The sequence below is a fragment of the Mesorhizobium sp. WSM2240 genome (assembly GCF_040438645.1).
Lineage (GTDB): Bacteria > Pseudomonadota > Alphaproteobacteria > Rhizobiales > Rhizobiaceae > Allomesorhizobium.
The window spans coordinates 1,910,473-1,936,596 of sequence record NZ_CP159253.1 but is presented as its reverse complement, the minus strand read 5'-3'; the positions used below and the strand labels follow the sequence as shown (position 1 = coordinate 1,936,596).

Genomic DNA, 26,124 nt, shown 5'->3' with positions numbered 1-26,124 from the left:
CCAGCGGAACCGGAATTCCGGACCCAGAACGGTCGTTTCCATACGGACATGCCGCCTGTCGAACACGATCAGTCGTATCACGACACGCTTAAAGTGAGCGACCAGGTATTTCACCGCTGCGGAAGCTGAATTCCGCGGCCTGACGCAAGTGCTGCCGAAGCAGTGCTTCCGCCCACTCGACATCTCCCGCTTCCACTGCGTCCAGAATCGCCAGGTGCTCGCGGCAGGACTGCTCGATCCGCTCAGCCGGAAGCTCCTCGAAACCCGCCGATTCCTGCAAACGCCTTAGATTGTTCTGCTGGCGCACGGCCTCGGTTAGGAAACGGTTGCCGGAGCAGGCGGCAAGGCTCTCATGGAAGCTCGAATTGATTCGAAACCATTCGTTGCCGCCGGTGGTCCGTCCGCCATCGGCCAGGATCCGCTGATGCGCACTACGGATCGGCGACAGTTGCTGTGGCTCTATGTGGAAACTGGGGGAGCGCAACGCCGCGCATTCCACAATCATCCGGAACTCGTAGCTCTCGCGGTAGGCGTCCTCGCCGACAAGCGTGTCAACGAACCTCCAGCCATGCCCCGGCAGGCGTTGGGCCAATCCCTCCGCCGCGAACCGCAACAACAATTTGCGCACGACGCCGCGCGATGCGCCGTACCGGGGCATCAATTCGGCCTCGGAGACGTCCTGCGGCAGTTCCCCGCGCGCCCTTTCCCGCATCATGCGGCGATATAGCGTCTCTTGCGGGGACGCCGGGAGAATGCTTTCGGGATCGAGACTCGCCAAATCGCAGGCGACCTGCAGCCCGCGCGTCTCCAGCGGTTGTAGCACGCCTCTGTCAACGAGAAGATCGAGGGCGGCGCTCACCGGCGAACGCGACACGCCGAAGGCTCGCGCGAGTTCCGGCACCGAAACGCGCGTGCCGACACCCCACCCGAGATCGCGGATGCGCTCGAATATCCTCCGCGCGAGATCGACCTGCAGGGGGCTAGCCCCATCAGCGGCTGCCGTATCGTGATCGTCGGTAATGTCCATGGTGCCTCCCGGCGCGGATTATAGTCGGCCATGCCGCAGCGCATAGTGGTCCATAACGATAAAGAAATGCTTTTCATTGCAGCAAAATGCATTATCGTGATGGCAATCGCAAATTCGGGGATCACCACGTTATGACTGTCCAGCCCTTTCCGCTCGTAGAGGTCAGCGGCGCGCCACGCGAGAGGGGGCGCGCATATGGCGAGGCAGCGCGCGACCGGATCAGGGGTTCGGTCGATCTTTATGGCGGCAGCCTCGGCCGGCTCGGCTTCTGCGAGGAAGAGGTACGACGCTTCACAGCGGTCTTCAGGCCTCGGCTGCAGGCCTGGGCGCCCGATCTCGTCGAGGAAATGGAGGGCATCGCCGAAGGCGCGGCGCTAGATTTCTCCTCGATCATGCTGGTGAATGCACGCACCGAGGTGCTGCAACTTGCACGGCGCGAGAAGGGTGTCGCCGACAACGAGCCTGACGGCTGCACCGGCGCAGTGATCCTGCCCGAACAGACGCGGGCGGGAATACTCATCCATGGCCAGAACTGGGACTGGAAGGCCGAGTGCGCCGAGACATCGATTGTTCTGCGCATCCTGCGCGACGACGGTCCCGACATTTTGACGTTCACCGAGGCGGGCGGTCTCGCGCGCAGCGGCTTCAACGCGGCAGGCATCGCCATCACGGCGAACTATCTAGAGTCCGACCGGGACTATCGCGAGCTCGGAATTCCGCTGCCTTTCATCCGCCGCCGCGCGCTCGAGGCGCAGCACTTCGCGCTGGCGCTGCGGGTGGTCGCCATCACGCCCAAATCCGGCTCCAACAACATGATATTGAGCACGGCGGAAGGCTATGCCGTCGACTTGGAGTGTGCACCGGATGAATCGTTCGCGCTTCATCCGGAAGGCGGGATAATCGTGCATGCCAACCATTGGCTCAGCCCGGTCGCCTTGTCGAAGCTGAAGGAGACAGGTCTTGCCGACGTTCCGGACAGCCTCTATCGCGATGCCCGCGTCCGCAAGATACTGAAGGCGGGAGGCGGAAACCTTGCACAGGAGGATCTGCAGGCCGCGCTTTTCGATGATTTCGCAAGCCCCTTCTGCGTCTGCCGCCCGCCCATGCGAAAGGAAGGCGGCAATCTGTCCGCAACGGTTGCGATGATCATCATGACGCCGTCTGAAGGCGTGATGGAGATCGCGCCGCTTCCGGCGATAAACAGAACCTTCGCCAAATATGAGCTCGCCATGGAAGCGCCCGCCGCGGCGCGGGCTGCTTAAAGGCAAAGGGGCCGGCGCAAGCAGGAAAGAACGGAATGGCGCGTTTCCTCATTACCCGAACCCTAAGCGCGATCCCGACGCTGCTGATCGTCTCGCTGACGATCTTCGTGCTCATGCGAATGATCCCGGGCGACCCGGCAACGCTGATGCTGGGCGACCTAGCCCAGCCTGGCCAGGTCGGGGCGATGAAGCAGAAAATGGGTTTGGATCAGCCCGTGATCGTCCAGTACTTCATCTGGCTCGGCAATGTCCTGACGGGCGACTTCGGAACGTCGATCTCAACAAGGCAGCCGGTGCTGCCACTCATCTGGGACCGCTTCCTCGTCTCGGCCAATATCGTGCTGTTGTCCGTTTTCCTGGCGGCCCTCATCGCAGTGCCGGCAGGCATGATAGCCGCATGGCGGCAGGACAAATTGAGCGACATATCGGTGATCGCCGTCGCCACGGTCCTCCTGTCGATCCCAAGCTTCTGGCTCGGGCTGATGTTGCTTCTGGTTTTTGGACTCTGGCTGGGTTGGCTCCCGGTCGTCGGCTACGTCCCGTTCAGTCGCGATTTCTCCCAAGCCGCGCTCTACATCATACTGCCTGTCGCGACTCTCGTTCTGGCTGAATCGGGATCGATCGCCCGCATGGCCCGCGCCAGCACCATCGAAGTCTCGCGCATGGAATACATAACGCATGCGCGTGCCAAAGGGTTGTCCGAACCGGCCGTGATGTGGCGGCATGCGTTCAAGAACGCTTTCGCGCCAACCTGGACGCTGATCGGCCTTATTCTGGGGAGCCTGCTGGCGAACATCGCCGTGATCGAGACCGTGTTCACGATACCGGGGCTGGGGAGGCTTCTCGTCGACGGCATCTACGCCCGCGACTATCCGGTCGTCCAAGGATGCATGCTGTACATCGCCGCCATGTATGTCGTCGTCAACCTGATCGTCGATCTCGTCTATCCATTGCTCGACCCCAGGGTGACGGCATGATTGCGCGTGCCTTCGGGATACCCGGCCTGCGCTTCAACGCGGTATTCGGCGGCCTGGTGGTTGCGTTGCTGTTCATCGCCGCCGTTTTCGGCCCGCTCATTGTCCCGCACGACCCCTTGCGCCTCAATCTGATGGCCCGGATGAGCGGCTTCGGGCCTGATCATTGGCTGGGGACCGATGAATTCGGCCGAGACATCCTCAGCCGCCTGATCACAGGCGCGCGAACGAGTGGCTGGATCGCGCTGTCGACCGTAGCGTTTGCGCTGTTCACTGGAACTGTCTTTGGAACGCTCGCAGGTTTCCTGCGCGGCTGGATCGACCGCGTCATCATGATGGTCAACGACGCCTTCCTGGCTTTCCCCGGCCTGCTTCTCGCGCTCGGCTACATGGCCGTGTTCGGAGCCAGCCGGAACGGCATCATCATCGCGCTCGGGCTCGCCTACATGCCTGTCGTCGTGCGGGTCGTGCGCGCCACCGTAATGTCGATCCGGGAGCGGGAATATGTCGAGGCGTCGCGCGTGACGGGCAACAGCGAACTGGTGACGATGATCCGTCACGTCCTGCCGAACTGCGTGGCGCCTGTAACCGTCCTTGCCACCACCATGTTCGGATGGATCATCCTGTCGGAGAGTGCGCTTTCATTCCTGGGCCTGGGTGTGCCGCCACCGGCGCCCAGCTGGGGAAACATGCTGTCGACGGCGCGACCCTATATCAACCAGGCGCCGCATCTGATCATCCTGCCGGGGCTTTGCATCTCGATCACCCTGCTCGGAGTCAACCTGCTCGGCGACGCGGTGCGCGACTGGCTCGACCCCAAGATGCAGGTCTAGATCCGGAAGAGGCCCAGGACCCATGCTCAGCATCCGCGATCTCTCGGTTTCGATAGGACCTTCCGGCCAGCGCATCGTCGACGGGCTTTCCTTCGATCTGGCCGCAGGCGACATGTTGGCGCTGGTGGGGGAGTCCGGCTCGGGCAAGACGATGGCCGCACGGGCGATCCTCAACCTGCTGCCGCCGCCGCTGGTCATGACGGCGGACAGCGAGGTCCTTCTGGAAGGCCGGGACCTGACGAAGCTGCCGACGGCGGCCCTGCGGCAGATCAGGGGCGGCGAAATCGGCATGGTTTTCCAGGAACCTATGGTTTCGCTCAATCCGTCGATGACCATCGGCGAGCAGATGGCCGAGGGGCTGCGGCTACACCGGAGCATGGGCAGCGACGAGATCCGCGAGCGCTCCCTGGCGATGCTGAGGCGGATACGGATCAGCGATCCGGAGCGCAGCCTCGCCGCATATCCGCACGAATTCTCCGGCGGCATGCGCCAGCGCATCATGCTCGCCTCTGTGATGCTGCTGGAACCGAAATTGCTCATCGCGGATGAGCCCACGACGGCGCTTGACATGCTGGTCCAGCGTGATGTGCTCGACCTGATGGTCGAACTCACGCAGGAAAAGGGCACCGCTGTCCTGCTGATCAGCCACGATCTGGGCATGGTGTCGCATTACGTGCGCGACGTCCTCGTGATGCGCGATGGCAGGTCGGTGGAACAAGGCCGCACCGAGCAGGTGCTGCGCGCGCCGCAGCAGGACTATACCCGCAGGCTCGTGGACGCCCTGCCGCGCCGCAGCGCCGGCGGTGCGCGGACGAAAGGGACGTCCGAACCGCTTCTCCACGTCGAGGACGTGGTCATCGACTATCCGGGCCGAACGCGACTCTTCGGCAAAACCGAAGGAAAGCGCGCCGTGCATGGTGTGGACCTCACGGTCGGCCGCGGCGAAACCTTGGCGCTGGTCGGCGCGTCGGGCTCCGGCAAAACGACGCTCGGCCGCGCCATTGTCGGGCTGGTGCAGCCCAGCGCTGGCACGATTCGCTTCCGAGGCGAACAGATCGAGGGCGGGCGTAGCGAAGCGGCGCGAAGGCAGCGCCGCGACATGCAGATCGTGTTCCAGGACCCGTATTCGTCGCTCGACCCGCGTCAGCGCGTCGAGGACATTGTCGAGGAGCCCTTGAAGCTCGATCGAGGCATGGCGCGAAAGGAACGCAAGGAGCGCGTGAAGGAGGTCTGCGGAGACGTCGGCCTGTCCCTGGATTTCCTGCGCCGGCTGCCTCACCAGCTTTCCGGTGGCCAACGCCAGCGCGTGGCGATTGCGCGCGCTATCGTGCGACGGCCCGCATTCGTCGTCGCCGACGAGCCGGTTTCCGCGTTGGATATGACCGTCCAGAAGCAGATACTGCTTTTGATCCGCAGCCTCCAGGAGCGCTACGGCTTCGCGTGCCTGTTCGTTTCGCACGACCTCGGCGCGGTGGAACAGGTTGCGGACCGCGTCGCCGTAATGGAGAACGGCCGCATTGTCGAAGTGGGTCACCGCGACGATATCTTCGATCGGCCGCAGCACGAATATACGCGCCGGCTCCTGGATGCGGCGATGCTGCTCGACCGACGTTTCGCGGGGGCGGAGCCCCACAAACTGCGGAGCGTCGTCTCGTGAGCAGGCCGAAGATCGCCGAGGGCCGGGCGCCGGGCCGTCTCGGTTATTATGATCTCGGGGCTACGCCGTATTTCGCCAGCCAGGCCGATCAGCGCTTCTCCTACTGCCTCTATGTGCCGGAGGATTACGATCAGGACGGCGATGAAGAGCTGGATTTGGTCGTGCTCGTCCATGGCACGGCGCGATGGGCGGAACACTACCGCAGATCCTTTTCCAACTTTGCCTTCACGCATCGCGCTGTGATCCTGGCGCCTCTATTTCCCGCAGGCATGACGGCCGATCGCGAACTGTCGAGCTACAAACTGATCCGCAACGGCTGGATCGCCTACGATCTGATCCTGCTCGACATGGTCGCGGAGGTGGCCGAGCGGTATCGACTGCGATCTCGCCGCTTCCTGCTGCACGGCTTCTCGGGCGGCGGACATTTCGCGCATCGCTTCCTGTTGATCCACCCCGAACGGTTGCTGGGCTGCTCGATCGGCGCGCCGGGCATCGTCACGCTGCTCGATCCACATCACGATTTCTGGGTGGGTACTCGCGACTTCGAAGCCGTGTTCGGAAAGCCGCTCGAGCTGGAAAGGATACGCGAAGTTCCCGTGCATATGGTGATCGGCGCGGATGATACAGAGACCTGGGAGATAAGACTGACGCCGGCGGACAGTTGGTGGATGGAAGGGGCCGAGGCGCTTGCAGAGGCGAACCGCATCGAAAGGATGGCCGCGCTGCGCGCGAGTCTCGAGGACAACGGCGTGCCGGTCGAACAGGACGTGGTTGCGGGCGCGGCGCATGACGGCAGGCTGATGCTGCCCCTTGTCGAGAAATGGTTCGCCAAGGTGCTGGAACAGTCTCACGCGAAGGAGAATGAGAGGCCGTGAGGGTCCTGGGACACGTCTCCGAGATCTGGCGTTATCCGGTCAGCTCTGTGGGCGGAGAACGCCTGACGAGCGTAAAGGTGGGGCCGGGCGGTGTCGTCGCCGACCGTCTCTGGGGCGTGGTGGATACGCGCGACGGCGAAGTTGCCGCGCCGGAAAAGCGCCGTCATTGGCGTTCGCTCCCGAACCTGTCCTCCCGCATGGGCGAGGCCGGACCGGAGATCGGCAGCGGTGACGAGCCCTGGCTGCCCGCGGATTCCGCCGAGGCGAGGTCTCTCCTGTCGGCACATCTCGGATTTCCGGCCGCGCTGATGCCACACACTCCACATGAAACAACCATGCCGGGACATGTGGCTCCCCGCTATGCACGCGCCGACCTCCACTTGGTGACTACGGCTTCCATGCGGAAGCTGGCGGATCTGCTCGGCAATCCGGGCGAAATCGACAGCCGGCGCTTCCGGCCGAACCTCGTGGTGGAAACGGGGCATGAATTCGACGGGTTCGCCGAGCAGCAGCTCGTCGGATCCAGATTGACTATCGGCGAGGTGACCATAGCCATAAGCGAACCGTGCGCGCGCTGCTCGTTCACGGCGCTGGCGCAGGGCGAGCTTTCCTTCGAGCCCGCGGTTCTGCACCAGATCGCGAAGCATGGCGACGGCGGCTTTGGCGTGCTGTGTTCGGTGGAGTCCGCCGGATCGATCCGGATCGGCGACGAGGTCAGGTTCCCAGCGTGATCTCGCGCCAAGCCTCGATGCTCGGCGGTCCGGCGCAGACCGACAGGCTGGTGGGTTCGCCGATCTCATAGACGACCGCGCCGACGGTCATCGCTTCCGTCGCAGGCGCATCCTGCTGGGCGGCGATAGAAACCTCGCCGCCGGACCGGTATGCAGCCAGCGCCGCCTTGACGCGATCCCGCGTCACGTCCACGCCCTCGAGATCGATGCGCAGGCTTTCGAGGCGGGCGCGCGAATTGTCGCTTCCCGCAAGGGAGACTGCCGGGGAAAGTTTATCCTCGTTTGCGAGCGGATGATTGGTGTGCAGCGAGCGTCCAGAAGCAATCGTCAGCGGCAACGCTGCGCCAGCCGAACATTCGACGGTCGCGATGCCCTGACGGTCTCCAATCTGGTAGTTCTGGCCGGATGCATGCGGCACGTCGCGAAGAAATGCGACCGCTTCCGCAACCGTCGAGTGGTTAAGAGCGCCCCGCATGGCGAAGGCGACCGGCAGCCCTGCCGGGCTGACGGCGAGTTGCCACAGCGTATTGACGCAGATGCCGACGCCACGCTGGGAAACGCCCATAAGGCCGATCATGCCTGCGGATGTAAAGACCATGGTCTCGCCGGCTTCCGGATCCTGTATTCTCAGCAGTGCCTGTGCGCCGTCGTGCCAGCACGGCAGATCCATCGTCTGAGCGACGATCGTCGGCCTGGCCCCGCCAGGCGCGATGGCGAGGCTGGAACAATGTCCGTCTCCGGCCGACCCGCCGAACCACCACTCCTCGTCCATAAGCTGCAGCGCGTAGGCCGTCTCGCTTCCGATACCCGAGCCTTCCGCTATGCCGGCCACCTCTTCGGCAAGATCCGGCGTGTATCGCTCGATCGCATCGCCGAAGCGAGTCGCCGCCAGAAAGCGCGGGAGAAACGTCTCGGCGGGGATGCCGTAGGCTTCGCCGATGGCATCGCGCCAGCGCGCCGTCTTCTCGACGATGACGGCACGCAGCGCTTCACCGTGAGCGCGTCCCCGCTGACGGGGCGAGCCGGCGCAATCTACGATAGGAAGCAGCTCGGTCTTCATCGGTGCTCCACCTCAATAGCCGCAATGGGCGGGATGATACCGCCCATTGCATCGATCGCAGGCTGACAATCAGTTGCTCTTCCACACGCCCCAGGCGCGGGTTTTGTCCGCCGGCCAGACATCATATCCCTTCACGCCAGTCGCGACTGCGTCGGTGACGGCCTCATAGTAGAGGCCGAGGATAGGCACGTCCTTGGCCATGAGCGCATGGATCTGCTTGAAGATCGCCTTGCGTTCCTCAAAATCGGTGGTCTGCGTCGACTTCAGGTAAAGCGCGTAGGCCTCGTCGCTTTCCCACTGGCGAGTGGGCGCTGCTTCCTTCTTGCCGATCAGGATGCCGTAAAGCTGCGACGGATCGAGACGCGCCGAATAGCCGAACGATTGGATCTGGAATTTGCCCGCGAGATAATTGTCGAGCTGCGCCGCCCAGTCCAGCACCTCGAGTTCGGCCCTGATGCCCGCGGCCTGCAGCATGGCCTGGACCATGACCGAATTCTCGTACATGCCCTGATAACGCGTGTTCGTCTGGATCTTGATCGGTTCACCCTTGTATCCGGCTTCCGCAAGCAAGGCCTGCGCCTTCGCCGGATCGTATTCGGGCCAGGCTAAAAAGTCGTCGTCGAAATAGGCGCTCGCCTGCGCAACGCCGGACGGGTTAAAGCTCGAAAGGCCGCTGGTGCGGACTTCCGCGATCTGCTTGAAGTCGATGGCATGCGCGATTGCCCGCCGCATGCGGACGTCCGACATCAGCGGATCCGAGGTCTGGATGAGAATGGGCGTCCAGGCCAGTCCAGGAGTCGATTTCACCTCGACGCCACGGCTCTTCGCTTCCTCGATGCGGCTCGTCTCAAGATTGGGCAGAATATCGATCTCACCCGCAAACAGTGCGGTCTCGGCCGCCGAAGTGTCGGGGATGATCAGGAAGTTCACCTCGTCCACGTAGGCAGTGCGATCGCCTGCAAGGCCGCTCGCTTTCTCGGAGAGCGGCTTGTAGTCGGCATAGCGCTCCAGTTTGACGAACTGGCCCTTCTGCCATTCCTTCAGCTTGAAAGAGCCGCTTCCGATTGCGGAATCAGCGATCCACGCGCCGTCAGGACCGGCGTTCTTCGGGCTGGCGATCCAGCCATTGCACTGGACGTTCGCAAGTTGCGCCAGGAATAGAGCGTTGGGTTCGTTGATCCTGAAAATGACGGTGCGCTCGTCCGGCGTCTCGACCGCCTCGACCTTCAGGCCCTGGCTGCCGTCAAAGAATGGATTGCAGAACCACTCTTCCCCGGCCGCGACCCTGCGATCCCAATTCCACTTCACGTCGGCAGACGTGACCGGGTCGCCATTGTGAAAGGTCGCTCCTTCGCGCAGCGTGAAGGTATAGGTGCGTCCGTCGTCGGAAACCTCCCATTTCTCCGCGAGTACCGGCCCGATCGACAGGTCGTCGCGGAAACCGACGAGCGTCTCGAAAATATGATGAAGGATCGTGTCGGTGTTGGAGTCGCGGTTAAGCCCGTCCGTCGCGCGAAGATCGGCGTTGATCCTGATCGTAAGCGTCCCGCCCTGGACCGGCTCCTGCGCCGACGCTGGAAGGGCGAACAGCATTGCCGCTCCGGCCAACAGTGCTCGTATGGTCAATCTTCCCATTTTCTTTACCCCTTTGTTCTGTTCGGTTCTGCTTTGTTCGTCGGCTCCTCAGGCCGCCTTGCGGCACTTCTGCAGCGTGTTTGCGAAGAAGTCCTTGACGTGCTTGAGGAGCATGCGGTCGTCATGCGCGACCTCTGGCTCCACATCGAGATGGACCGCGACGCCGTGGTTTTCGAGACTGGATTTCAGCATGCGGATGCGGTCGTTCCTCGTGGCGCCGGCGAGTTCGGCTCCAGGCATCCACAACGCGTCGTTAGGAGTGATCGTGATTTCCCATGTTTCCAGGTCATCGGCGCCGATGACCATCTGCACCGCGACGCGTCGCATGGCCTCCAGGTCGACCGGCTTGCCGAACACCTTCTCGAAATCGCGAACGCCGACCCAGAAATCATGCTCGAAATCGAGCAGGGTGACGACGCCCGGCGCGCCTATCGAGGCCGCCAGAAGACGTTCCGGATGGAGGTATAGGAATCGATGCGTGAAATGCCCGCCGCCGGAGAAGCCGTACATCATGACGCGGTCGCCATTGATCCGGTAGCGTTCCCGCATCTCCTCGATCATATCGAGCATGATCGCATCGTAATGCAGATCGCCGGCGCGCAGCATCTTGTAGGATGAAAGGTCGCCGGGAAAGCAGATGTTCGCCGGAAACAGCGGGCAAAGCACGATGACGCCGTTCGCTTCCGCGAAATCGGCAAAGGCGTCCCGGTAAGCGAGCATGCCGCGTTCAGTTCCATGAACGATCACGGCCAGCGGATAACTCTTCGAACCGTCCTCGTCGTAATCCTGCGGCACGTAAGCGCAATAGGGAAAGCGCTGATCAAACCGCGAGGCATACACTGTGGTGTGCCCGAAATCGTAATAGGACAGCTTCTTGCCGTGGCCGGCAACGTTGCGCATCTACCGCATCCCCAGTCGATCCGGCGTCGACTATTTCATGATTATATTGATATGAAAAGCATGTTTGTGATCGAACAGCGCCAGAATCAGGCATTTTGATTGCATGTTTCTGCGGCAAGGGAGGGCTAGCGGGGTAGCTGGGGCAAGGCAAATGAAGCGCTGCATCAAAAAGCATCAAAACAGGCGCTGCGATGAACTTCTCACACGGGTGGACTCCTGCCGGTGGACGAATTGTCAGCTCTGGAGAAGCACCGCTAATGTCTCTGGCGCAACTGTGACCTGCAGTATGGTCACCCGCGATGTCTGCTTCCGGGCGGAGGCAAAGTTTGCTCTATGGCTGACATTGCGGCGCATTGCGGCCATTTGATCTTAAGGAGAGCAAGGTCCCTCTGCTCGGAAGCGCGCCGTCGGCGTAGGACCCGACGACGCCAAAGAGCACGCCAAGATCGGCTCAATTTCGCTCTCTTGCTGCACCGAAATTGCACGGTGACTTCAATAACACGCTGAAATTCCTGCGCTTTTCGCCCAATCCATCATCGGCGCGACGGCCAGAACAGGGTGGCCGTAAATAGCGCTCCTCCCCTGCTCCCTATGATCTCACTCATTGCTATCGGTCTCGTGTAATCGAACTGCGGGCGCGCCCCGGCCGTAGGCCCGGCTTTGAGCCGTATTAGCACGAACGGCGTCCGCCATGCCAATCGGCGAATACCCTCATTTTACCGACGAGAAATAGGCGGCGAGATCCTCTATGTCACGGGCTTCCAGCGATCTTGCCGTCTTTTCCATGAGATGGGCGTAGGGCGTTCCGCCGCGCTTGCCTTCGGCAAAGAGACGAAGCTGCATCTTCAGGTAGTCGGCGTGCTGGCCGTCGAGTTTCGGATAGACCGGGTTACGGGGCGCACCGCCATGGCAACTCAGGCAGGCTGGCACCCTTTTTTCGGGAATGCCGCGTTCGGCGATTTCGCGCCCACGTGCGGCGTCGCTCGAGCCGGCGGCAGACGCGGAAACGGGCGGTTGCGATGCGAAATGGCGGGCAAGGTCTGCAAACAGGCGAGGATCGGTCTCGACGGCCGCGAGCTCCATGACGCCGCTCGGGCGCTTTCCTTCGGCGAACGCCTCGAGGCTTGCTCGAAGATATTCTTCGCGTTGGCCCGAAATGATCGGCACGCCCGCGCTGCGGCCGCGCCCGTCTCGGCCGTGGCAGCGGGCGCAGTCGGCGAGCGCGGTCTCAAAACCGTTCGCAAGCGTTACCGCAGCGCCCTCGCCTCCAAATGCCAGTTCGCGGTAGGTCCGGGCGTCCATCTGCGGCAGCGAGCGCAGGAACGCCACCATCGCCCAGACCTCGTCGTCGCGCTCCTGGGTGGGCCATGCAGGCATGCCGGTGAAGCGCACCCCGTATTTGACGATGCGGAAGAGCTCGGCGTCGCTCCAGCTGCCGACAACCGACGCCAGATCGGGGGGCCGCGGCAGCATCTGCAGGACCGCCGGCGAGCGCGGTTCGCCCGGCGCGCCGTGGCAGATTGCGCAGCCGCGTGCGAAATGTCCCGCCGCCGGTTGAATGCCCTCGACGGGCAGTCGCTCGGGAACCTCGACGGCGAGCGAGTAGGTGCGTATTGCCGAGCGCATGGCGAAATGCAGGAACCACTCGGTGATCTTCCAGTGCCCGGTCGATGCTCCGATATTGAAGAAGCCGATCCAGGCGACGAACACCGCCGCGAAAGGCAGAATCGCCAGCGCGATTGCGATTTGCCTCCAGTGGAACCGAATCATCGCGCGAGCCTCCGATCAGTTCGGCCGCGCGCATCATGGGCGGCCAGAAGCCGCGCCAGCAGCGCCAGCCCGCCGATCAGATAGACGGCCGCGCCGACCATGAGCATGATGACGCCGCCGAGTTGCTGGTCCTGGCCGGCGCTGAGCGTCACGCCGAGACAGGTCACCTCGCCCGCCCTGTAGAGCGGACGCGGCGTCAGCGCCAACAGCGCGCCGAGCAGCGTCATGTGAACCGAGGTAAACAGCAGCCCGAACGCGCCGGCAGCGCTTCTTTCGTTTCTGTCATGGCCGCTATGGCCGGTGCAGGACAGCCAGAGGATCAGCCCGGCCGCCAGGAAGCTCGCCTGTTCGGCGGTTGCGGCGGCCGGTGAAGTTTCGGCCAGCGCGCGGAGCGCCGGCGCGTGCCACATCCAGACCACTACCAGTTCGAGCAGAGATGCAGGCACAGGCGAGAAAAGCCGCAAGCGCCGCGAGAAATCCCATTCGGTTCCCGCAATTCCCAGCGCGATCAGCGGTGCGGCGACAGCGACGACGCCCATATGCGCCAACATGTGTGCAGTGAAGGAGTTTTCATCGGCGGCAAACAGCGGACCGCCCCAGATGATCGCGAGGAACAGCAGGCCGATGATGAGCGCCGCGCGCTTCATCGAAAGCACCCGGAGATCATCAGCGCAGCCATCCCCGTATAAATCACGGCGACGAAACTAAGGCCGGAGAGCAGCAGCGTCGCAAACCCCTGGAAATGCCTGCGGTCGTGCTGGGTCGGGTCGTCATGCGGCGGCTCGTAGGTTCCGAAACCCCATTGCCGCCAGGCGAGATAGGCCGAAAGCACGATCATCGCCAGCGCCGCCGCCGTGACCGCGCCGATGCCCGCCCGGACCACGCCGAAGCCGAAATCGACCGCATCTTCCTTGGCGCAGTAAAGGGCGGCCCCGACATAACAGACAAGGAAGTGCAGCGCCCACACGACGGGAGCGGTGAACAGCGTCCAGAGCGTTTCGATTTCCTTGGGGAGGAACCGCATTGTCGCCTCACAACACCAATGGAAACAGGCCGACGACGGCGAAGGTCGTCACCGCCGTGACGGTCAGGAAGTGGAAGAAGAGAACGACGTTGTGGATGTCGATGTCGTAAGTGGGCGTGAGCTTTCCCGCAAAGCTCCTCGCCAGGCAGTAGAGCTGCATGACGATCCCCACGGCTCCGTGCACCGCCGTCCACCCCACAAGCACCCAGACGATCGCGGGATAGACATGCGCCGTCGGCTCCATTCGATAGATCCAGGGACCGTAAAGGCCGGCGAGGCTTCCGGCAGCCGTCAGCACCAGAGCCGCACCGATAGCAAGCCGCATTCCGACGGCAGAGCCGCGCGTATTCGCGCCGCGCGCGGCCAGCATCAGCGCCCATGCCGCCACGAAGCATGCCAGAGCGACCATCGGCCAGAGCACGCCAGGCCCGGCCAACCCGGCGGTGAAATCCTCATGGACGGTCCAGTAGAAGAAATAGCCGAAGACGAGGCTACCGAAAGCCGTTCCGTCGCCGACCATGGTGATGAACATCGCCCACCATCCGACCGATTCCGGCCCCGACCGGTAGAGCGGCAAGATCAGGCCGAGGCCGACATGTTTTTCCGGCTTTTCCGGGATTTCCGCGGTGCCGGTCCAGGCCCAGAAAAGGATCGCGCCGAGCGTCAGGACGGCGCTTGCCGCGGTGGCGATCCACCATTCGAACGTCAGTGCGATGAAGACCGCGCCCAGCGCGAAGGCGGCGACGATCGGAGAGACGGCATTTCCGCCGACGCGCATGCAGTAGATCGGCTCGGCGTCGAGCACTGAGGTCACCAGCGTCTCGCGCCGCCCCTCCTCCGCGTCCGGCAGATAGAAGCGGCCCTCGTCGGTATGCCGGATCAGGTCTTGCTGGTCCCATACGGGATAGCGGCCTTCGATCGGCGGAACCGAGCGCACGCCCCAATTCTCGTTCGGGTCGGCGATCCATTCCAGCGTCCCGGCATTCCACGGATTCCGCTGGAGCTGGGGCTGACGGCTCTTGGGCCGCAGCACGTCGAAGACGACGACCAGCACGCCAGCGGCGAAGATGAAGGCGCCGACCGTGGAGATGAGATTGAACCAGTCCCAGCCCAGGCCCTCGGGATAGGTGAATACGCGGCGCGGCATGCCGCGCAGGCCGGAGAGATGCATCGGGAAGAAGGCGACGTTGAAGCCGACGAACATCAGCCAGAAGGCGATCTTGCCGAGCCGGTCGGACAGTTTTTTGCCGTCGAGAAGAGGGTAAAAGTAATAGAGGCCGGCGACGACCGGAAACAGCATGCCGCCGATCAGCACGTAATGCAGGTGGGCTACGATGAAATAGGTGTCGTGCGCCTGCCAGTCGAAAGGCGCGAGCGCCACCATCACCCCCGTCAGCCCGCCGATGATGAAGATGGCGAGCCCGCCCGCCCCGAACAGCATCGGCACGGCGAAGATGACGCGGCCCGCGAGCAGCGTCGCGATGAAGACGAATATCTGCACGCCGGTCGGGATCACCACCGCTTCCGAGGCCGCCGAGAAGAAGGCCAGCGAAATCTGCGGCAGGCCGGTCGCGAACATGTGGTGGACCCACAGGCCGAAGGAGAGGAAGCCGGTGCCGACGGCGGCGAGCACGATCCAGGAATAACCGATGATCGGGCGCTGCGCGAACGTCGGCACGATCATCGCCATCAGCGCGATAGCCGGCAGGAAGATGATGTAGACCTCCGGGTGGCCGAATATCCAGAACAGATGCTGCCAGAGGATCGGGTCGCCGCCGCGCGTCGCGTCGAAGAACGGCCAGCCGAACATGCGCTCCAGTTCAAACAGGAGGTCGCCGGCGATCAGCGGCGGAAAGGCGAACAGGATCATGCCGGCAACGATCAGCAGGTACCAGGCAAAGAGCGGCATCATGTTGACGCGCATACCGGGTGCGCGGCACTTCATCGTCCCGACGATAAGCTCCACCGCAGCGGCGATCGAGGCGACTTCGATGAAGGACAGGCCGAGCAGCCAGATGTCGGCGCCGATGCCCGAATACTCCTTGTTGGTGGCGAGCGGCGGATACATGAACCAGCCGGCGTTGGGCGCGGCGTCGAAGAAGATCGAGCCGCAGACGAAGACGCCGCCGATCAGAAAACTCCAGAAGCCGAAGGCCGACAGCCGCGGGAACGGCAGGTCGCGCGCGCCGAGCATCTGCGGCAGAAGATAGATCGCGACCGCTTCGAACATCGGCACGGCGAACAGGAACATCATCACCGTGCCGTGCAGCGTGAACGCCTGGTTGAAGAAATCCGCCGAGACGAAATCATTGTCCGGCACGGCGAGTTGTGTCCGCATCAGCAGGGCCAGAACGCCGGCAAACAACATGAAGGCGAAGGCGGTGCCCGTGTACCAGACGCCGACCTGGGTGTTGTTCACCGAAGTCCAGTAACGCCAGCCGGCCGGCGTTTCCCAGACGGCGCGCAGCCGCTTCTCCTGGTCGCGGCGAACTTCCTCGGAGGCTATTGGAGGCGGCTTCATTTCAGCCCCTCCAGATAGGCGGCGATGGCGGCGATGTCGGCCTCGGGCAACATGCGGAAGGCGGGCATGTGCGAGTCGGGCTTGATGATGTCGGGCCGTTCGATGAATCGGGCGATGGCGTCGGCGTTGACGGGCAGAATGCCGGCGGCAAGCGTTTCGCGCGAACCGACATGCGACAGATCCGGGCCGACGCGGCCGGCGGCCTCGGTGCCCCTGATCGTGTGGCAGGCGGGGCAGCCATTGGCCAAGAACAGTTCGCTGCCTGGAGCGCCGGCGCTTTGCGAGGGCTCTGCCTGCCAGGCGAGCCAGGCACGGAAGGCGTCCGGCTCCATCACCACCACCGAAAACGCCATCAGCGCATGCGACGTGCCGCAGAATTCGGTGCAGGGGCCGCGATAGATCCCGGGCTTGGCGGCCCTGAGCGTCAGCCGGTTGGTCCGGCCCGGTATCATGTCCATCTTGCCGCCGAGAACGGGGATCCAGAAGGAATGGATCACGTCGCTGGCGGTCAAGGTGAATTCGACGCGCTCGCCGACCGGCAGCCTGATCTCGTTGGCGGCATCGATGGGTGGACCGCCGGCGGGGTGGTAGCGGACCCGCCACCAGAACTGCTCGCCCACGACCTCGATGCGAAGGCCGGCCGGCTCATCCGGCGCGGACCACGGCCTGATATTGGGCATCAGCCAGAGCGCATAACCCAGCAGAAATCCAAGCAGCAACGCCGGAACGATCGCGCCGCCCCAAAGGATCAGAAGCCCCGCTGCGTGGTCGCTCTGGACCCGCCGGCGCTCCCGCGTGGCATAGATCAGCGTGCCGATAACCGCCGACCAGATCAGGGCGCCGGCGAGAGCCATCACCCAGAACAGGCGGGCGACGGTCGCCGCCTCGTCGCCCGCCGGATCGAGCGCCGACTGGATACCGGAACAGCCGCCAAGCACAAGCAAGGGCAGCGCGAGACCGCAGCGCCGCGCTTGCACATATGGCCGACCGCTCCGTTTCGTCGTTCCCCGGATGTCGGCTCTCCCTCTCAGACCGCCTAAGATTGGCGCTTTTTCGCGTTTCCTGGCACGCAAAAGAGCAACCGGGCCTCGCATCGAAATGCTCCCGAGCGACAACGGCAGCCGGACGAGTTTGTTCCTGGAGGGCCGGCACGCTCCCCGCAGGGGACAGTTTACTTCCGCTGGCGCGAACGCCTCGACTGCCGCCGCCTTGCCGCGGAAAGAAAGTAACTGTCCCCGGCTACGTTGGCGGCAGGACGGAGGCGCCGGTTCCTCCCCACAGATCACCGTCGCGACCGGCGTTCCCGCGGGAGAAACTGCCGGTGATTATGCGGGAGGGTCAGGGGGTGATGTACAAATTTCGCGTATTTTTCTCGCCAGCCATTGAAATGACCGCTATTTCCGCTGTTGGCGGTGGGTTTATCCCCATCCGAGTGGCGGCGGCTCCGTATAGACACGGTGAAGAGTGGATCGCGGCCCGCCCGCTCCACCGCCTCGGGGTCTCCCCCGCTCGCAGGAGGATCAGCCTTGCTATCCCGGCAGTGAAATCCTGCCTTCCGCGTCGAGCGGGAAGTCCGGATTGTGCGCCACTTCCCAAAGATTGCCCTCGGTATCGGCGAAATAGCCGTACCATCCGCCCCAGAAGGCACGCTGCCCCGGCTTTATCACCTGGCCGCCAGCCTTTTCCGCCTTGGCCAGAACCTCGTCGACTTCCGCGTCGGAGCGCGTGTTGTAGGCGAGGTAGACACGCGAAGGCCCATCGCCGAAACGCACGCCGGAATCCTCCTCGGCGCTTTCGCGCGGGAAAAGCGACAGGATCACGCCGCCCATCTGGAAGAAGGCCACACCGTCCGTAATGCGATGGCGCTTTAGCCCCATGGCCTCATAGAATCCGGCCGCACGATCGAGATCGTCGACTGCGATCGTGATGATCGAGATGCGCGGCTCCATGTCATTCCCCCGTCCATTTCGGGTCGCGCTTGCCTATGAATGCGTCGATGCCTTCCTTGGCATCGCAGGCGAGCATGTTCTCGACCATGACCCTCGAGGCGTATTCATATGCTTCGGACAGGCCCATCTCGGCTTGGGCGTAGAACGCTTCCTTGCCGATCTTCAGCGTCAAAGGTGATTTCGCTGCAATCGTTTGGGCATATTTCGTCACAATCTGCGTCAAGTATTCGCGCGGCACCACGCGATTGACCAGGCCAAAGTCCTTCGCCGTCGACGCGTCGACCATTTCGCCGGTCAAGAGCATTTCCATGGCGTGCTTGGGTTTCACTCCGCGCACCAGGGCCACGCCCGGCGTCGTGCAGAACAGTCCGACATTGATGCCGTTGACCCCGAATGTTGCCTGGTCGGAGGAGATGGCAAGGTCGCAGGACGCGACGAGCTGGCAGCCTGCCGCCGTGGCGATGCCATCGACTTCGGCGATGACAGGTTTGGGATACCGGACGATCGACTGCATAAGCCGCGAGCATATGGCGAAAGTTTCCTCGAAGAACGCCCGGCCCTTGTCGGCATCCGTTCGACGTGCATTCATCTCCTTCAAATCATGGCCGGCGCAAAAAACCTTGCCGGAGGCGGCGGCCAGCACGATGACGCGCACCGCATCATCGTCGCGCGCCCGGTCGAGCTCCGCCTGCAGAGACTCCATGGCCGCGATGGACAGCGTGTTAGCCGGTGGCCGAGCCAGCGTGATGCGCAGTATGCTGTTCTCCAGCGCGGAGACGACCGGTCCTTCCGGAGCGCGTTTGATCGCTACTACTTCCGCCATTTCAACCTCGACCTATCTGGGGGCGCTCCGAGGCGCTCGTTCGACGAATAAATATCACGCACCGGGTTGATGAACAGGGGCGGCGCGTGTTTTCTGGCTTCCGTTTACGCAAACGGAAGCGGCCTGGCCGCCATCACTGAAGCGACGGAGACGCGAAATGCCGGTTCAAGCAGGCCTCACACCGATGATGACGGCCGGCGAGGTCAATGAGCTGCTGAAATCCGTCTATCCGCAGCTCAACGACAAATTCGCCTTCTACGAGACCGTGGACGTCTTTCCCGGCGGCTGCACGGTCCGGCTCAACGCAGACGAGCGGCATCTGCGCCCCGGCGGCACGGTTTCTGGCCCCTCGCTCTTCACGCTCGCCGACATTGGCGGCTATGTCTGCGTGCTCTCGCATGCCGGGCCCGACGCATTGTCGGTAACGACGAACCTCAACATCAATTTCGTGCGCAAGGCCGAGGCCGGGCCGATCGATGGCCATTGCCGCATCCTGAAACTCGGCAAAGCCCTGATGATGTTCGAGATAGACATCGTCGCGGGGCCGGAAGGCCAGACGGTGGCGCACGCGACCGGAACCTATTCGATCCCGCCGAAGCGCACCGGTCTATGACGATCAAGCTTTGCGGTAAAATAATACCTTCACCTTAAAGTGTTGTTTTTATGAGTGTTATTGCTTCTCTATCCGCTTTTCGCGGCTTGACGTCACCATCGCCCTCCCCTATAAGCCGTCACGAAACAGCGGCCCACCGGCCGCGGTTTCTTTTTGGCGGACCGGAAAAGCCGTTCCTCCAAATCCAAGCAACAAGAAACGCCTTCTCCGGAAGGTCCCTGTAAGAAAGCAAAATCCATGAAAACCTTTTCGCAGAAGCCTGCGGACGTGGTGAAGAAGTGGGTGCTGATCGACGCCGAGGGTCTCGTCGTCGGCCGTCTCGCCACCGTCGTCGCCAACCGTCTCCGCGGCAAGCACAAGCCCTCCTTCACGCCCCATGTCGACGATGGCGACAATGTCATCATCATCAACGCCGACAAGGTCGTGTTCACCGGCAAGAAGTACACCGACAAGGTGTATTACTGGCACACCGGCCATCCCGGCGGCATCAAGGAGCGCACCGCGCGCCAGCTGCTCGAAGGCCGCTTCCCCGAGCGCGTGCTTGAAAAGGCCGTGGAGCGCATGATCCCCCGCGGCCCGCTCGGCCGCCGCCAGATGAAGAATCTCCGCGTCTATGCCGGCGCCGACCATCCTCACGTCGCCCAGCAGCCCGAGACACTCGACGTCGCCGCGCTGAACGGCAAGAACAAGAAGGTTTCCTGATATGGCCGATCTCAACTCGCTCGCCGATCTCGGCACGGTCGCCCCGACCGCGCAGCCGGCCGCGCCCGTCTATGTCCAGAAGCTGGACAAGCAGGGCCGCGCCTACGCCACCGGGAAGCGCAAGGACGCCATCGCCCGCGTCTGGGTGAAGCCCGGCTCCGGCAAGATCGTCGTCAACGACAAGGAATTCGCGGCTTATTTCGCGCGGCCGGTTCTGCAGATGATCCTGAAGCAGCCGATCGTCGCGGCAGCCCGTGAAGGCCAGTTCGACATCGTCGCCACCGTCATCGGCGGCGGCCTTTCGGGCCAGGCCGGCGCGGTTCGCCACGGCATCTCCAAGGCGCTGACCTACTACGAGCCCGGCCTGCGCGGCGTGCTCAAGAAGGGCGGCTTCCTGACCCGCGACAGCCGCACCGTCGAGCGCAAGAAGTACGGCAAGGCGAAGGCCCGCCGCAGCTTCCAGTTCTCGAAGCGCTAAACGCGATCATTTTCGACTGCAACAAGGCCGCCTCCGGGCGGCCTTGTTATTTCTGCTCAGTGCGTCCTTCGAGGGTTGCCGCGCTCGATTCTGCGATCAGTTGATGCTGGCGGTGTCGGCGGGCTCGATCCGCTCGGCATAGGGAACGCGGTAGCCGTTCTTCTCCAGCCATTCGATCGCCGCTTTGGGTTCGTCGGTCTGGATGATCGTCGCGCCCTGCTCGGCCCAGAAGCCGAACGTCTCCTGCGGATAGTTCGCCTGCACCAGTTCGTCGCCGCGCCCGCCCGCGAGATAGCCGCCCGGCTTGTTGACGATGGTGAAGGTGTTCACCCAGAGATGCCAGTCGCCGCGCGCCGACACGGCCCGGCTGCGGGCGCTGAACAGCGCGCCGCCATTCTCGGGCATGCTTTGGCCTTCGCCGCGCCATGCGATCATCTCGATGACATCGGCCGAAAACGTCCGGCCCACCTTTTCGATGAAGCTGATATCGTCGACCGCATCATCCGCGATGATCGGCATGAAGCGGACACCCTCGCCGATCGCGGTCATTGTTTTCGTCATCGCGCCGAGCTTCTCGGAATTCCAGAGATTGTGCTTGATGATGACCTGGTCGGCCATGCCCATCTCCCGAGCGATTTCGGCGACGCCGGCAAGCTCCTCGACTTCCATCTTGTTGTCGATGTTGACCATCACGCGGCCTTTTGTGACGGCGAACATGTTGCGCAGCGCCGGCACGCTTTCGGCCGTGACCTCGCCGGTTCCTTCCACCACCAGCCGGCAGCCCTTCAGCTCGGCCAGCGTCCTCTCGACCGCCCTGCCCTTGCAGGTCGTGGTGCGGTCGAGCCAGCTGTCATGCAGGACGATGTACTCGCCGTCCTTCGACTTTTGCACGTCGAGTTCGACGATCTCGACGCCGAGTTCGATCGAGCGCTTGACGCCCGCGACCGAGTTTTCGGCGTTGCGGATCTTTCCGCCTTCCTTCCAGCCGCCGCGATGAGCGACGATCATCACATGGTCGCGCCACTGATTGGCGTTTTCGAGCCGATCAATGATCTGCCGCATCCGCGGGCCTTCAGCGGCGGCGGGTTGGGCCGCCAGAAGTCCGAGAATGAGCGCGCTCAGGGAAATGATGCGCATGCGATTCGCTCCGTGGCCGAATGGTCGAGCGACGGATTAGCGGCCGGTCATGACAGGCAAATGAAGGCGGCGAAACCCTGCCGAAACTGCCGGTTGCGCGCGATGGGCCGTCTTTTTGGTTGCACCTGCGTCATATCCGGCCAATAGCTTGCCTCCGCAAAACAGAGGGGAACCCCGCACGATGCCAGCCAGATCGATCGATCACGCCTTCACCGCGCGCGGAAATACCGGCGCCGCGAGCGATCCGACCTATGCCGGCGGGCTTTCCTTCATGCGCCGCCGCTACACGAAAAACGTGACAGGCGCGGACGTCGTGGTCTGGGGCATTCCGTTCGACGCCGCAGTGAGCAACAGGCCTGGATCGCGTTTCGGGCCGCAGGCGATCCGCCGCGCGTCGGCGATCTTCGACAACGATCCGCAATATCCCTTCCATCTCGACCTGTTCGACAAGCTCGGCGTCGTCGACTATGGCGACTGCCTGCTCGACTACGGCAACCATCAAAAGACGCCGAAGACCATCGAGCGCGAGGCCGCAAGGCTGATCTCCTCAGGCGCTTTCCTGCTGACGCTTGGCGGCGATCATTTCGTCACCTGGCCGCTGCTCAAGGCGCATGCGGCGCTGCACGGGCCGCTGGCGCTGGTGCAGTTCGATGCCCATCAGGACACCTGGTTCGACGACGGCAAGCGCATCGACCACGGCTCCTTCGTCGCGCGCGCGGTGCGCGATGGCATCATCGATCCCGACCGCTCGATCCAGATCGGCGTGCGCACCCATGCGCCCGATACATTCGGGATCAAGATCTTGCACGGCTACGAGATCGAGGAAATGCGCGCGGCCGATATCGCCTACGCCATCGCCGAGCGTACCGGCGGCAGGAAGACCTATGTGACCTTCGATATAGACTGCCTGGACCCCGCCTATGCGCCCGGCACCGGCACGCCGGTCGCCGGCGGGCCCTCCTCGGCCAAGATTCTTTCGGTGTTGCGGCAGATGACGCAGATCGACATTGTCGGTGCAGATGTCGTAGAGGTTGCGCCAGCCTACGACCATGCCGATATTACCGCGATCGCCGGCGCGTCGGTGGCGCTGTACTATATCGGGCTGCTGGCGGAGCGTAAGGCCAGGCTCGAGGCGCTGAACAACAATACTGCTGTGAACCACGGCAGCGACATCTAGATTTGCACGGAACGGCAGGCATGAAACCAAAGATCTTCATCGACGGCGAACACGGCACGACGGGACTGCAGATCCGCGCCCGCCTCGCCCGCCGCGCCGACCTGGACATTCTGTCGATTCCGGAAGCGGAGCGGCGCAACATGGACATGCGCGCCGATTTCCTGAAATCGGCCGACATCGCCATGCTGTGCCTGCCCGACGACGCCTCGCGAGAGGCGGTCGCCATCCTCGAAGGCCACAATTCGACCCGTGTCATCGACACGTCGACGGCGTTCCGCGTCCATCCCGACTGGGCCTACGGCTTCGCCGAACTGGATTCTGAACAGCGCGACAAGATCGCCGAGGCGCGGCTGGTCGCCAATCCTGGCTGCTATCCGACCGGCGCGATCGCGCTGATCCGCCCGCTGGTGGCGGCCGGCATTCTGTCTGCCGATCATCCGATCACGGTCAACGCCGTGTCCGGCTATACGGGCGGCGGCAAGCAGATGATCGCGCAGATGGAAGACGCCTCGCGCGACGACTATGTCGCGGCGCCGCATTTCCTCTACGGCCTCACGCTGCAGCACAAGCACGTGCCCGAAATGCAGAAGCACGGGCTGCTCGAACGCCGGCCAATCTTCTCGCCGAGCGTGGGCCGCTTCGCGCAGGGCATGATCGTGCAGGCGCCACTGCATTTGTCCGACCTCAACGGCGTAGCGTCGCTGGGCGAGATCCACGCGACGCTTGAAGCGCATTATGCCGGCCAGGAGATCGTACAGGTCGTACCGCTGGCGGAAAGCGCGAAGCTCACGCGCCTCGACCCGACGGAACTCAACGACACCGATTTGATGAAGCTCTACGTCTTCGGCACCGAAGGCCAGGGGCAGGTCAATCTGGTCGCGCTGCTCGACAATCTCGGCAAGGGCGCTTCCGGCGCCGCAGTCCAGAACATGGATATTATGCTGGGCCTCAAGCACTGAATGGATCAGCCTGCCTTTCCAGCGCGCTGGAACGTCAGCGATCCTATCCTTATTGCCCAGACCTTCAGCAGCCGCATCTGGAAGGTGCGGCTGGACGACGGCAAGCCCGCCGTGGTCAAGGATCTGAAGCCCTTCGACGACGTCGAGGACGAGTTGCGCGGGGCGCATTTCCTGTCCTGGCGGAACGGCGACGGCGCGGTAAAGCTGCTCGGCTTCGACAGCAATAAGATGCTGCTCGAATACGCCGGCGAGCGGCATCTGGTCGACGACCTCAACACATATGGTGACAGCGTCGCCACCGAGATCGCAGCGGAAGTGATGGCGCGGCTCTTCGCGCCGTCAGACCTTCCTATTCCCGGCGACCTGCAGCCGCTCCGGGAGCGTTTTAAGAGCCTGTTCCAACGAGCGAAGGCCGATCGCGACGCAGGCCGGGATGGCTTCTACGTCGAGGCGGCCACGCTCGCGGAGAGGCTGCTCGCCGATCCGCGCGACGTCCGTCCCTTGCATGGCGACCTGCACCACGAAAATATCATGCACGGCCCGCGCGGCTGGCTGGCGATCGACCCGAAAGGCGTGCTGGGCGATCCGGGCTTCGACGCCGCAAATATGTTCTACAACCCGCTCGATCGCGACGATCTTTGCCTGGACCCGAACCGCATCGCCTCCATGGCCGAAATTTTCGCTCGCACGCTCGGACAGGACGTCCGCTCCATTCTCGACCATGCTGTCGCCTATGGCTGCCTGTCGGCGGCGTGGCATGGCGAGGACCGCAACGAAGTAGACGAGCGCCGCGAACTGTCGATCGCGGCAGCGATACGCGGCGCGAGCTAATTCCTGACCGCTTCGCCCGGCAGCGGATAGGCGCCTTTCGTGCCGCGCCAGTGGGCGGCGGCGAAGCCGAGTACGATCAGCGCGAAACCCTGGTGGAGCAGCGCCCAGTGCATCGGCACCTGCATGACCAGCGTGGCGATGCCGATCAGGGCCTGCGCCAGCACCAGATGGAACAGCACCAGCGCCCGGCGGGCATGCGTCGTTCCGGGCTCGCGGCGGCGCACGGAAATCATGTGCCAGAGCGCTGCGACAAATACGATGTAGGCTCCAAGGCGATGGACGAACTGCACTGTCTTCGGGTTTTCGAAGAAATTGCGCCACCAGGGCTCCAGGATGAACATGTCGCCGGGCATGAGCCTTCCGTCCATCAGCGGCCAGGTGTTGTAGCTCATGCCGCCGTCGAGCCCGGCCACCAGCCCGCCGAGATAGATCTGGATGAGCGTCAAGAGCACCAGCAGGCCGGCGAAGCGCCTCGTCGCCTGCCCGGCCCCGGCCTCTGAATGCGGCGCAAGCCCGCGCGCCACGATCATGGTCGCGGCGAAGATGGCGGCCGCCAGCGTCAGGTGCGTGGCCAGCCTGTACTGGCTGACGTCGACGCGCTCGACCAGGCCGGAAGCGACCATCCACCAGCCGATCGCGCCCTGCAGGCCGCCGAGCGCCAGAATGCCCAGAAGCTTGGGCATCAGGCCGCGCTCGATCCGTCCGGTCACCCAGAAGAACAGCAGCGGCAGCGCGAAGACGAAGCCGACGCCGCGCGCAAGGATGCGATGAGCCCACTCCCACCAGAAAATGCGCTTGAAGGCGTCGAGGCTCATGCCCTGGTTGATCTGCTGATATTCCGGAATCTGCCGGTATTTTTGGAACTCTTCCTGCCAGTCGGCATCGGAAAGCGGCGGGATCACGCCGTGGATAGGCTTCCATTCGGTGATCGACAGGCCGGAATCGGTGAGCCGCGTCGCGCCGCCGACCAGCACCAGCGCAAACAGCACCACCAGCACGCAATAAAGCCAGCCGCGCACCAGTGCCCGGTTGTGCAGTTCGCGGTCGCGGGTAGCGATCGGTTCGCCGCCTGTCGTGATCGATGCCATCAAGCCCATTTCCCGAATATTTCGGTCGAGTGGTGGACCAATGGCGCGGCGCTTTCAAGGCTTTTGCGGGCGCGGCACGCCGTCGCGCCGCGCCAGGG

General features: G+C 63.4%; 25 protein-coding genes. 12 read left to right on the top strand and 13 right to left on the bottom strand.

Annotated features, from left to right (window positions below; translation table 11 throughout):
- Window positions 1-88: 88 nt before the first annotated feature.
- Window positions 89-1,027, bottom strand: coding sequence for a GntR family transcriptional regulator (locus tag ABVK50_RS09265; protein WP_353641835.1), 939 nt, complete (start codon window positions 1,025-1,027; stop codon window positions 89-91).
- A gap of 131 nt (window positions 1,028-1,158) precedes the next feature.
- Here ABVK50_RS09265 and ABVK50_RS09260 point away from each other — a divergent pair, with 131 nt between their 5' ends.
- The 6 genes from ABVK50_RS09260 to ABVK50_RS09235 are packed head-to-tail and all read left to right on the top strand — an operon-like array spanning window position 1,159 to window position 7,359.
- Window positions 1,159-2,289, top strand: coding sequence for a C45 family peptidase (locus ABVK50_RS09260; protein ID WP_353641836.1), 1,131 nt, complete (start codon window positions 1,159-1,161; stop codon window positions 2,287-2,289).
- A gap of 35 nt (window positions 2,290-2,324) precedes the next feature.
- Window positions 2,325-3,266 carry an ABC transporter permease gene (locus ABVK50_RS09255; protein WP_353641837.1) on the top strand — a complete coding sequence of 314 codons (942 nt, stop codon included), beginning with the start codon at window positions 2,325-2,327 and terminating at the stop codon, window positions 3,264-3,266.
- Window positions 3,263-4,096: an ABC transporter permease gene (locus ABVK50_RS09250; protein WP_353641838.1), complete on the top strand. Its 834-nt coding sequence runs from the start codon at window positions 3,263-3,265 to the stop codon at window positions 4,094-4,096. The genes ABVK50_RS09255 and ABVK50_RS09250 overlap by 4 nt, the downstream gene beginning before the upstream one ends.
- Before the next feature lie 22 nt (window positions 4,097-4,118).
- Window positions 4,119-5,753, top strand: a complete 1,635-nt coding sequence (locus ABVK50_RS09245) for an ABC transporter ATP-binding protein (protein WP_353641839.1) — start codon at window positions 4,119-4,121, stop codon at window positions 5,751-5,753.
- The gene (locus tag ABVK50_RS09240) at window positions 5,750-6,628 is read left to right on the top strand and encodes an alpha/beta hydrolase (RefSeq protein WP_353641840.1); all 879 of its coding nucleotides are present in this window, start codon (window positions 5,750-5,752) and stop codon (window positions 6,626-6,628) included. The genes ABVK50_RS09245 and ABVK50_RS09240 overlap by 4 nt, the downstream gene beginning before the upstream one ends.
- The gene (locus tag ABVK50_RS09235) at window positions 6,625-7,359 is read left to right on the top strand and encodes an MOSC domain-containing protein (protein ID WP_353641841.1); all 735 of its coding nucleotides are present in this window, start codon (window positions 6,625-6,627) and stop codon (window positions 7,357-7,359) included. Before ABVK50_RS09240 ends, ABVK50_RS09235 begins: the two co-directional genes overlap by 4 nt.
- On the opposite strand, the gene ABVK50_RS09230 is transcribed toward ABVK50_RS09235, so the two are convergent.
- From ABVK50_RS09230 to ABVK50_RS09185, 10 genes are all read right to left on the bottom strand, one after another.
- The gene (locus ABVK50_RS09230; protein WP_353641842.1) at window positions 7,343-8,419 is read right to left on the bottom strand and encodes a C45 family peptidase; all 1,077 of its coding nucleotides are present in this window, start codon (window positions 8,417-8,419) and stop codon (window positions 7,343-7,345) included. The genes ABVK50_RS09235 and ABVK50_RS09230 overlap by 17 nt on opposite strands.
- A 69-nt stretch (window positions 8,420-8,488) precedes the next feature.
- Window positions 8,489-10,012, bottom strand: coding sequence for an ABC transporter substrate-binding protein (locus ABVK50_RS09225; protein WP_353647023.1), 1,524 nt, complete (start codon window positions 10,010-10,012; stop codon window positions 8,489-8,491).
- A gap of 90 nt (window positions 10,013-10,102) precedes the next feature.
- Window positions 10,103-10,954, bottom strand: a complete 852-nt coding sequence (locus ABVK50_RS09220; protein WP_353641844.1) for an alpha/beta hydrolase — start codon at window positions 10,952-10,954, stop codon at window positions 10,103-10,105.
- Between the two features lie 711 nt (window positions 10,955-11,665).
- Window positions 11,666-12,724: a c-type cytochrome gene (locus tag ABVK50_RS09215; protein ID WP_353641845.1), complete on the bottom strand. Its 1,059-nt coding sequence runs from the start codon at window positions 12,722-12,724 to the stop codon at window positions 11,666-11,668.
- Window positions 12,721-13,371 (bottom strand): cytochrome c oxidase assembly protein, encoded by a 651-nt coding sequence (locus ABVK50_RS09210; protein ID WP_353641846.1) that lies wholly within the window; start codon window positions 13,369-13,371, stop codon window positions 12,721-12,723. The genes ABVK50_RS09215 and ABVK50_RS09210 overlap by 4 nt, the downstream gene beginning before the upstream one ends.
- Window positions 13,368-13,748 carry a hypothetical protein gene (locus ABVK50_RS09205; RefSeq protein ID WP_353641847.1) on the bottom strand — a complete coding sequence of 127 codons (381 nt, stop codon included), beginning with the start codon at window positions 13,746-13,748 and terminating at the stop codon, window positions 13,368-13,370. Before ABVK50_RS09205 ends, ABVK50_RS09210 begins: the two co-directional genes overlap by 4 nt.
- Window positions 13,749-13,755: 7 nt before the next feature.
- Window positions 13,756-16,269 carry a cytochrome c oxidase subunit I gene (gene ctaD / locus ABVK50_RS09200; RefSeq protein ID WP_353641848.1) on the bottom strand — a complete coding sequence of 838 codons (2,514 nt, stop codon included), beginning with the start codon at window positions 16,267-16,269 and terminating at the stop codon, window positions 13,756-13,758.
- The gene (gene coxB, locus ABVK50_RS09195) at window positions 16,266-17,246 is read right to left on the bottom strand and encodes a cytochrome c oxidase subunit II (RefSeq protein ID WP_353641849.1); all 981 of its coding nucleotides are present in this window, start codon (window positions 17,244-17,246) and stop codon (window positions 16,266-16,268) included. The genes ctaD and coxB overlap by 4 nt, the downstream gene beginning before the upstream one ends.
- Window positions 17,247-17,798: 552 nt before the next feature.
- Window positions 17,799-18,218 carry a VOC family protein gene (locus ABVK50_RS09190; RefSeq protein WP_353641850.1) on the bottom strand — a complete coding sequence of 140 codons (420 nt, stop codon included), beginning with the start codon at window positions 18,216-18,218 and terminating at the stop codon, window positions 17,799-17,801.
- A gap of 1 nt (window position 18,219) precedes the next feature.
- Window positions 18,220-19,041, bottom strand: coding sequence for an enoyl-CoA hydratase (locus tag ABVK50_RS09185; RefSeq protein WP_353641851.1), 822 nt, complete (start codon window positions 19,039-19,041; stop codon window positions 18,220-18,222).
- 157 nt (window positions 19,042-19,198) lie between these two features.
- On the opposite strand from ABVK50_RS09185, the gene ABVK50_RS09180 reads away from it, so the two are divergent.
- From ABVK50_RS09180 to rpsI, 3 genes are all read left to right on the top strand, one after another.
- Window positions 19,199-19,654, top strand: a complete 456-nt coding sequence (locus ABVK50_RS09180; protein WP_353641852.1) for a PaaI family thioesterase — start codon at window positions 19,199-19,201, stop codon at window positions 19,652-19,654.
- Between the two features lie 237 nt (window positions 19,655-19,891).
- The gene (gene rplM, locus ABVK50_RS09175; protein ID WP_008837623.1) at window positions 19,892-20,356 is read left to right on the top strand and encodes a 50S ribosomal protein L13; all 465 of its coding nucleotides are present in this window, start codon (window positions 19,892-19,894) and stop codon (window positions 20,354-20,356) included.
- Between the two features lies 1 nt (window position 20,357).
- Window positions 20,358-20,834 carry a 30S ribosomal protein S9 gene (gene rpsI, locus ABVK50_RS09170; protein ID WP_165029480.1) on the top strand — a complete coding sequence of 159 codons (477 nt, stop codon included), beginning with the start codon at window positions 20,358-20,360 and terminating at the stop codon, window positions 20,832-20,834.
- Window positions 20,835-20,930: 96 nt separating this feature from the next.
- On the opposite strand, the gene ABVK50_RS09165 is transcribed toward rpsI, so the two are convergent.
- Window positions 20,931-21,971, bottom strand: coding sequence for a glycerophosphodiester phosphodiesterase family protein (locus ABVK50_RS09165; protein WP_353641853.1), 1,041 nt, complete (start codon window positions 21,969-21,971; stop codon window positions 20,931-20,933).
- A 181-nt stretch (window positions 21,972-22,152) separates the two neighbouring features.
- Between ABVK50_RS09165 and speB the strand changes: the two genes are divergently transcribed.
- From speB to ABVK50_RS09150, 3 genes are read left to right on the top strand one after another with little or no spacing between them, the layout of a single operon-like run.
- The gene (speB, locus tag ABVK50_RS09160; protein ID WP_353641854.1) at window positions 22,153-23,148 is read left to right on the top strand and encodes an agmatinase; all 996 of its coding nucleotides are present in this window, start codon (window positions 22,153-22,155) and stop codon (window positions 23,146-23,148) included.
- Between the two features lie 20 nt (window positions 23,149-23,168).
- Window positions 23,169-24,107: an N-acetyl-gamma-glutamyl-phosphate reductase gene (argC, locus tag ABVK50_RS09155; RefSeq protein WP_353641855.1), complete on the top strand. Its 939-nt coding sequence runs from the start codon at window positions 23,169-23,171 to the stop codon at window positions 24,105-24,107.
- A complete protein-coding gene (locus ABVK50_RS09150; RefSeq protein ID WP_353641856.1) occupies window positions 24,108-24,938 on the top strand; it encodes an aminoglycoside phosphotransferase family protein in 831 nt (276 codons plus the stop codon). It begins immediately after the preceding gene.
- On the opposite strand, the gene ABVK50_RS09145 is transcribed toward ABVK50_RS09150, so the two are convergent.
- Complete coding sequence (locus ABVK50_RS09145) at window positions 24,935-26,035, bottom strand: COX15/CtaA family protein (RefSeq protein ID WP_353641857.1); 1,101 nt, start codon at window positions 26,033-26,035, stop codon at window positions 24,935-24,937. The two genes, ABVK50_RS09150 and ABVK50_RS09145, sit on opposite strands and share 4 nt — an antisense overlap.
- Between the last annotated feature and the right edge of the window lie 89 nt (window positions 26,036-26,124).

Bases quoted from the DNA above. Each gene is read 5' to 3' on its own strand.
- ABVK50_RS09220 (WP_353641844.1), bottom strand. From the start codon at position 10,954: ATGCGCAACGTTGCCGGCCACGGCAAGAAGCTGTCCTATTACGATTTC.
- argC (WP_353641855.1), top strand. From the start codon at position 23,169: ATGAAACCAAAGATCTTCATCGACGGCGAACACGGCACGACGGGACTG.
- ABVK50_RS09205 (WP_353641847.1), bottom strand. From the start codon at position 13,748: ATGCGGTTCCTCCCCAAGGAAATCGAAACGCTCTGGACGCTGTTCACC.
- ABVK50_RS09215 (WP_353641845.1), bottom strand. From the start codon at position 12,724: ATGATTCGGTTCCACTGGAGGCAAATCGCAATCGCGCTGGCGATTCTG.
- ABVK50_RS09245 (WP_353641839.1), top strand. From the start codon at position 4,119: ATGCTCAGCATCCGCGATCTCTCGGTTTCGATAGGACCTTCCGGCCAG.
- ABVK50_RS09265 (WP_353641835.1), bottom strand. From the start codon at position 1,027: ATGGACATTACCGACGATCACGATACGGCAGCCGCTGATGGGGCTAGC.
- rplM (WP_008837623.1), top strand. From the start codon at position 19,892: ATGAAAACCTTTTCGCAGAAGCCTGCGGACGTGGTGAAGAAGTGGGTG.
- ABVK50_RS09145 (WP_353641857.1), bottom strand. From the start codon at position 26,035: ATGGGCTTGATGGCATCGATCACGACAGGCGGCGAACCGATCGCTACC.
- ABVK50_RS09165 (WP_353641853.1), bottom strand. From the start codon at position 21,971: ATGCGCATCATTTCCCTGAGCGCGCTCATTCTCGGACTTCTGGCGGCC.
- ctaD (WP_353641848.1), bottom strand. From the start codon at position 16,269: ATGAAGCCGCCTCCAATAGCCTCCGAGGAAGTTCGCCGCGACCAGGAG.
- ABVK50_RS09190 (WP_353641850.1), bottom strand. From the start codon at position 18,218: ATGGAGCCGCGCATCTCGATCATCACGATCGCAGTCGACGATCTCGAT.
- ABVK50_RS09230 (WP_353641842.1), bottom strand. From the start codon at position 8,419: ATGAAGACCGAGCTGCTTCCTATCGTAGATTGCGCCGGCTCGCCCCGT.
- ABVK50_RS09260 (WP_353641836.1), top strand. From the start codon at position 1,159: ATGACTGTCCAGCCCTTTCCGCTCGTAGAGGTCAGCGGCGCGCCACGC.
- ABVK50_RS09180 (WP_353641852.1), top strand. From the start codon at position 19,199: ATGCCGGTTCAAGCAGGCCTCACACCGATGATGACGGCCGGCGAGGTC.
- ABVK50_RS09250 (WP_353641838.1), top strand. From the start codon at position 3,263: ATGATTGCGCGTGCCTTCGGGATACCCGGCCTGCGCTTCAACGCGGTA.
- ABVK50_RS09255 (WP_353641837.1), top strand. From the start codon at position 2,325: ATGGCGCGTTTCCTCATTACCCGAACCCTAAGCGCGATCCCGACGCTG.
- ABVK50_RS09225 (WP_353647023.1), bottom strand. From the start codon at position 10,012: ATGCTGTTCGCCCTTCCAGCGTCGGCGCAGGAGCCGGTCCAGGGCGGG.
- ABVK50_RS09210 (WP_353641846.1), bottom strand. From the start codon at position 13,371: ATGAAGCGCGCGGCGCTCATCATCGGCCTGCTGTTCCTCGCGATCATC.
- ABVK50_RS09150 (WP_353641856.1), top strand. From the start codon at position 24,108: ATGGATCAGCCTGCCTTTCCAGCGCGCTGGAACGTCAGCGATCCTATC.
- rpsI (WP_165029480.1), top strand. From the start codon at position 20,358: ATGGCCGATCTCAACTCGCTCGCCGATCTCGGCACGGTCGCCCCGACC.
- speB (WP_353641854.1), top strand. From the start codon at position 22,153: ATGCCAGCCAGATCGATCGATCACGCCTTCACCGCGCGCGGAAATACC.
- ABVK50_RS09185 (WP_353641851.1), bottom strand. From the start codon at position 19,041: ATGGCGGAAGTAGTAGCGATCAAACGCGCTCCGGAAGGACCGGTCGTC.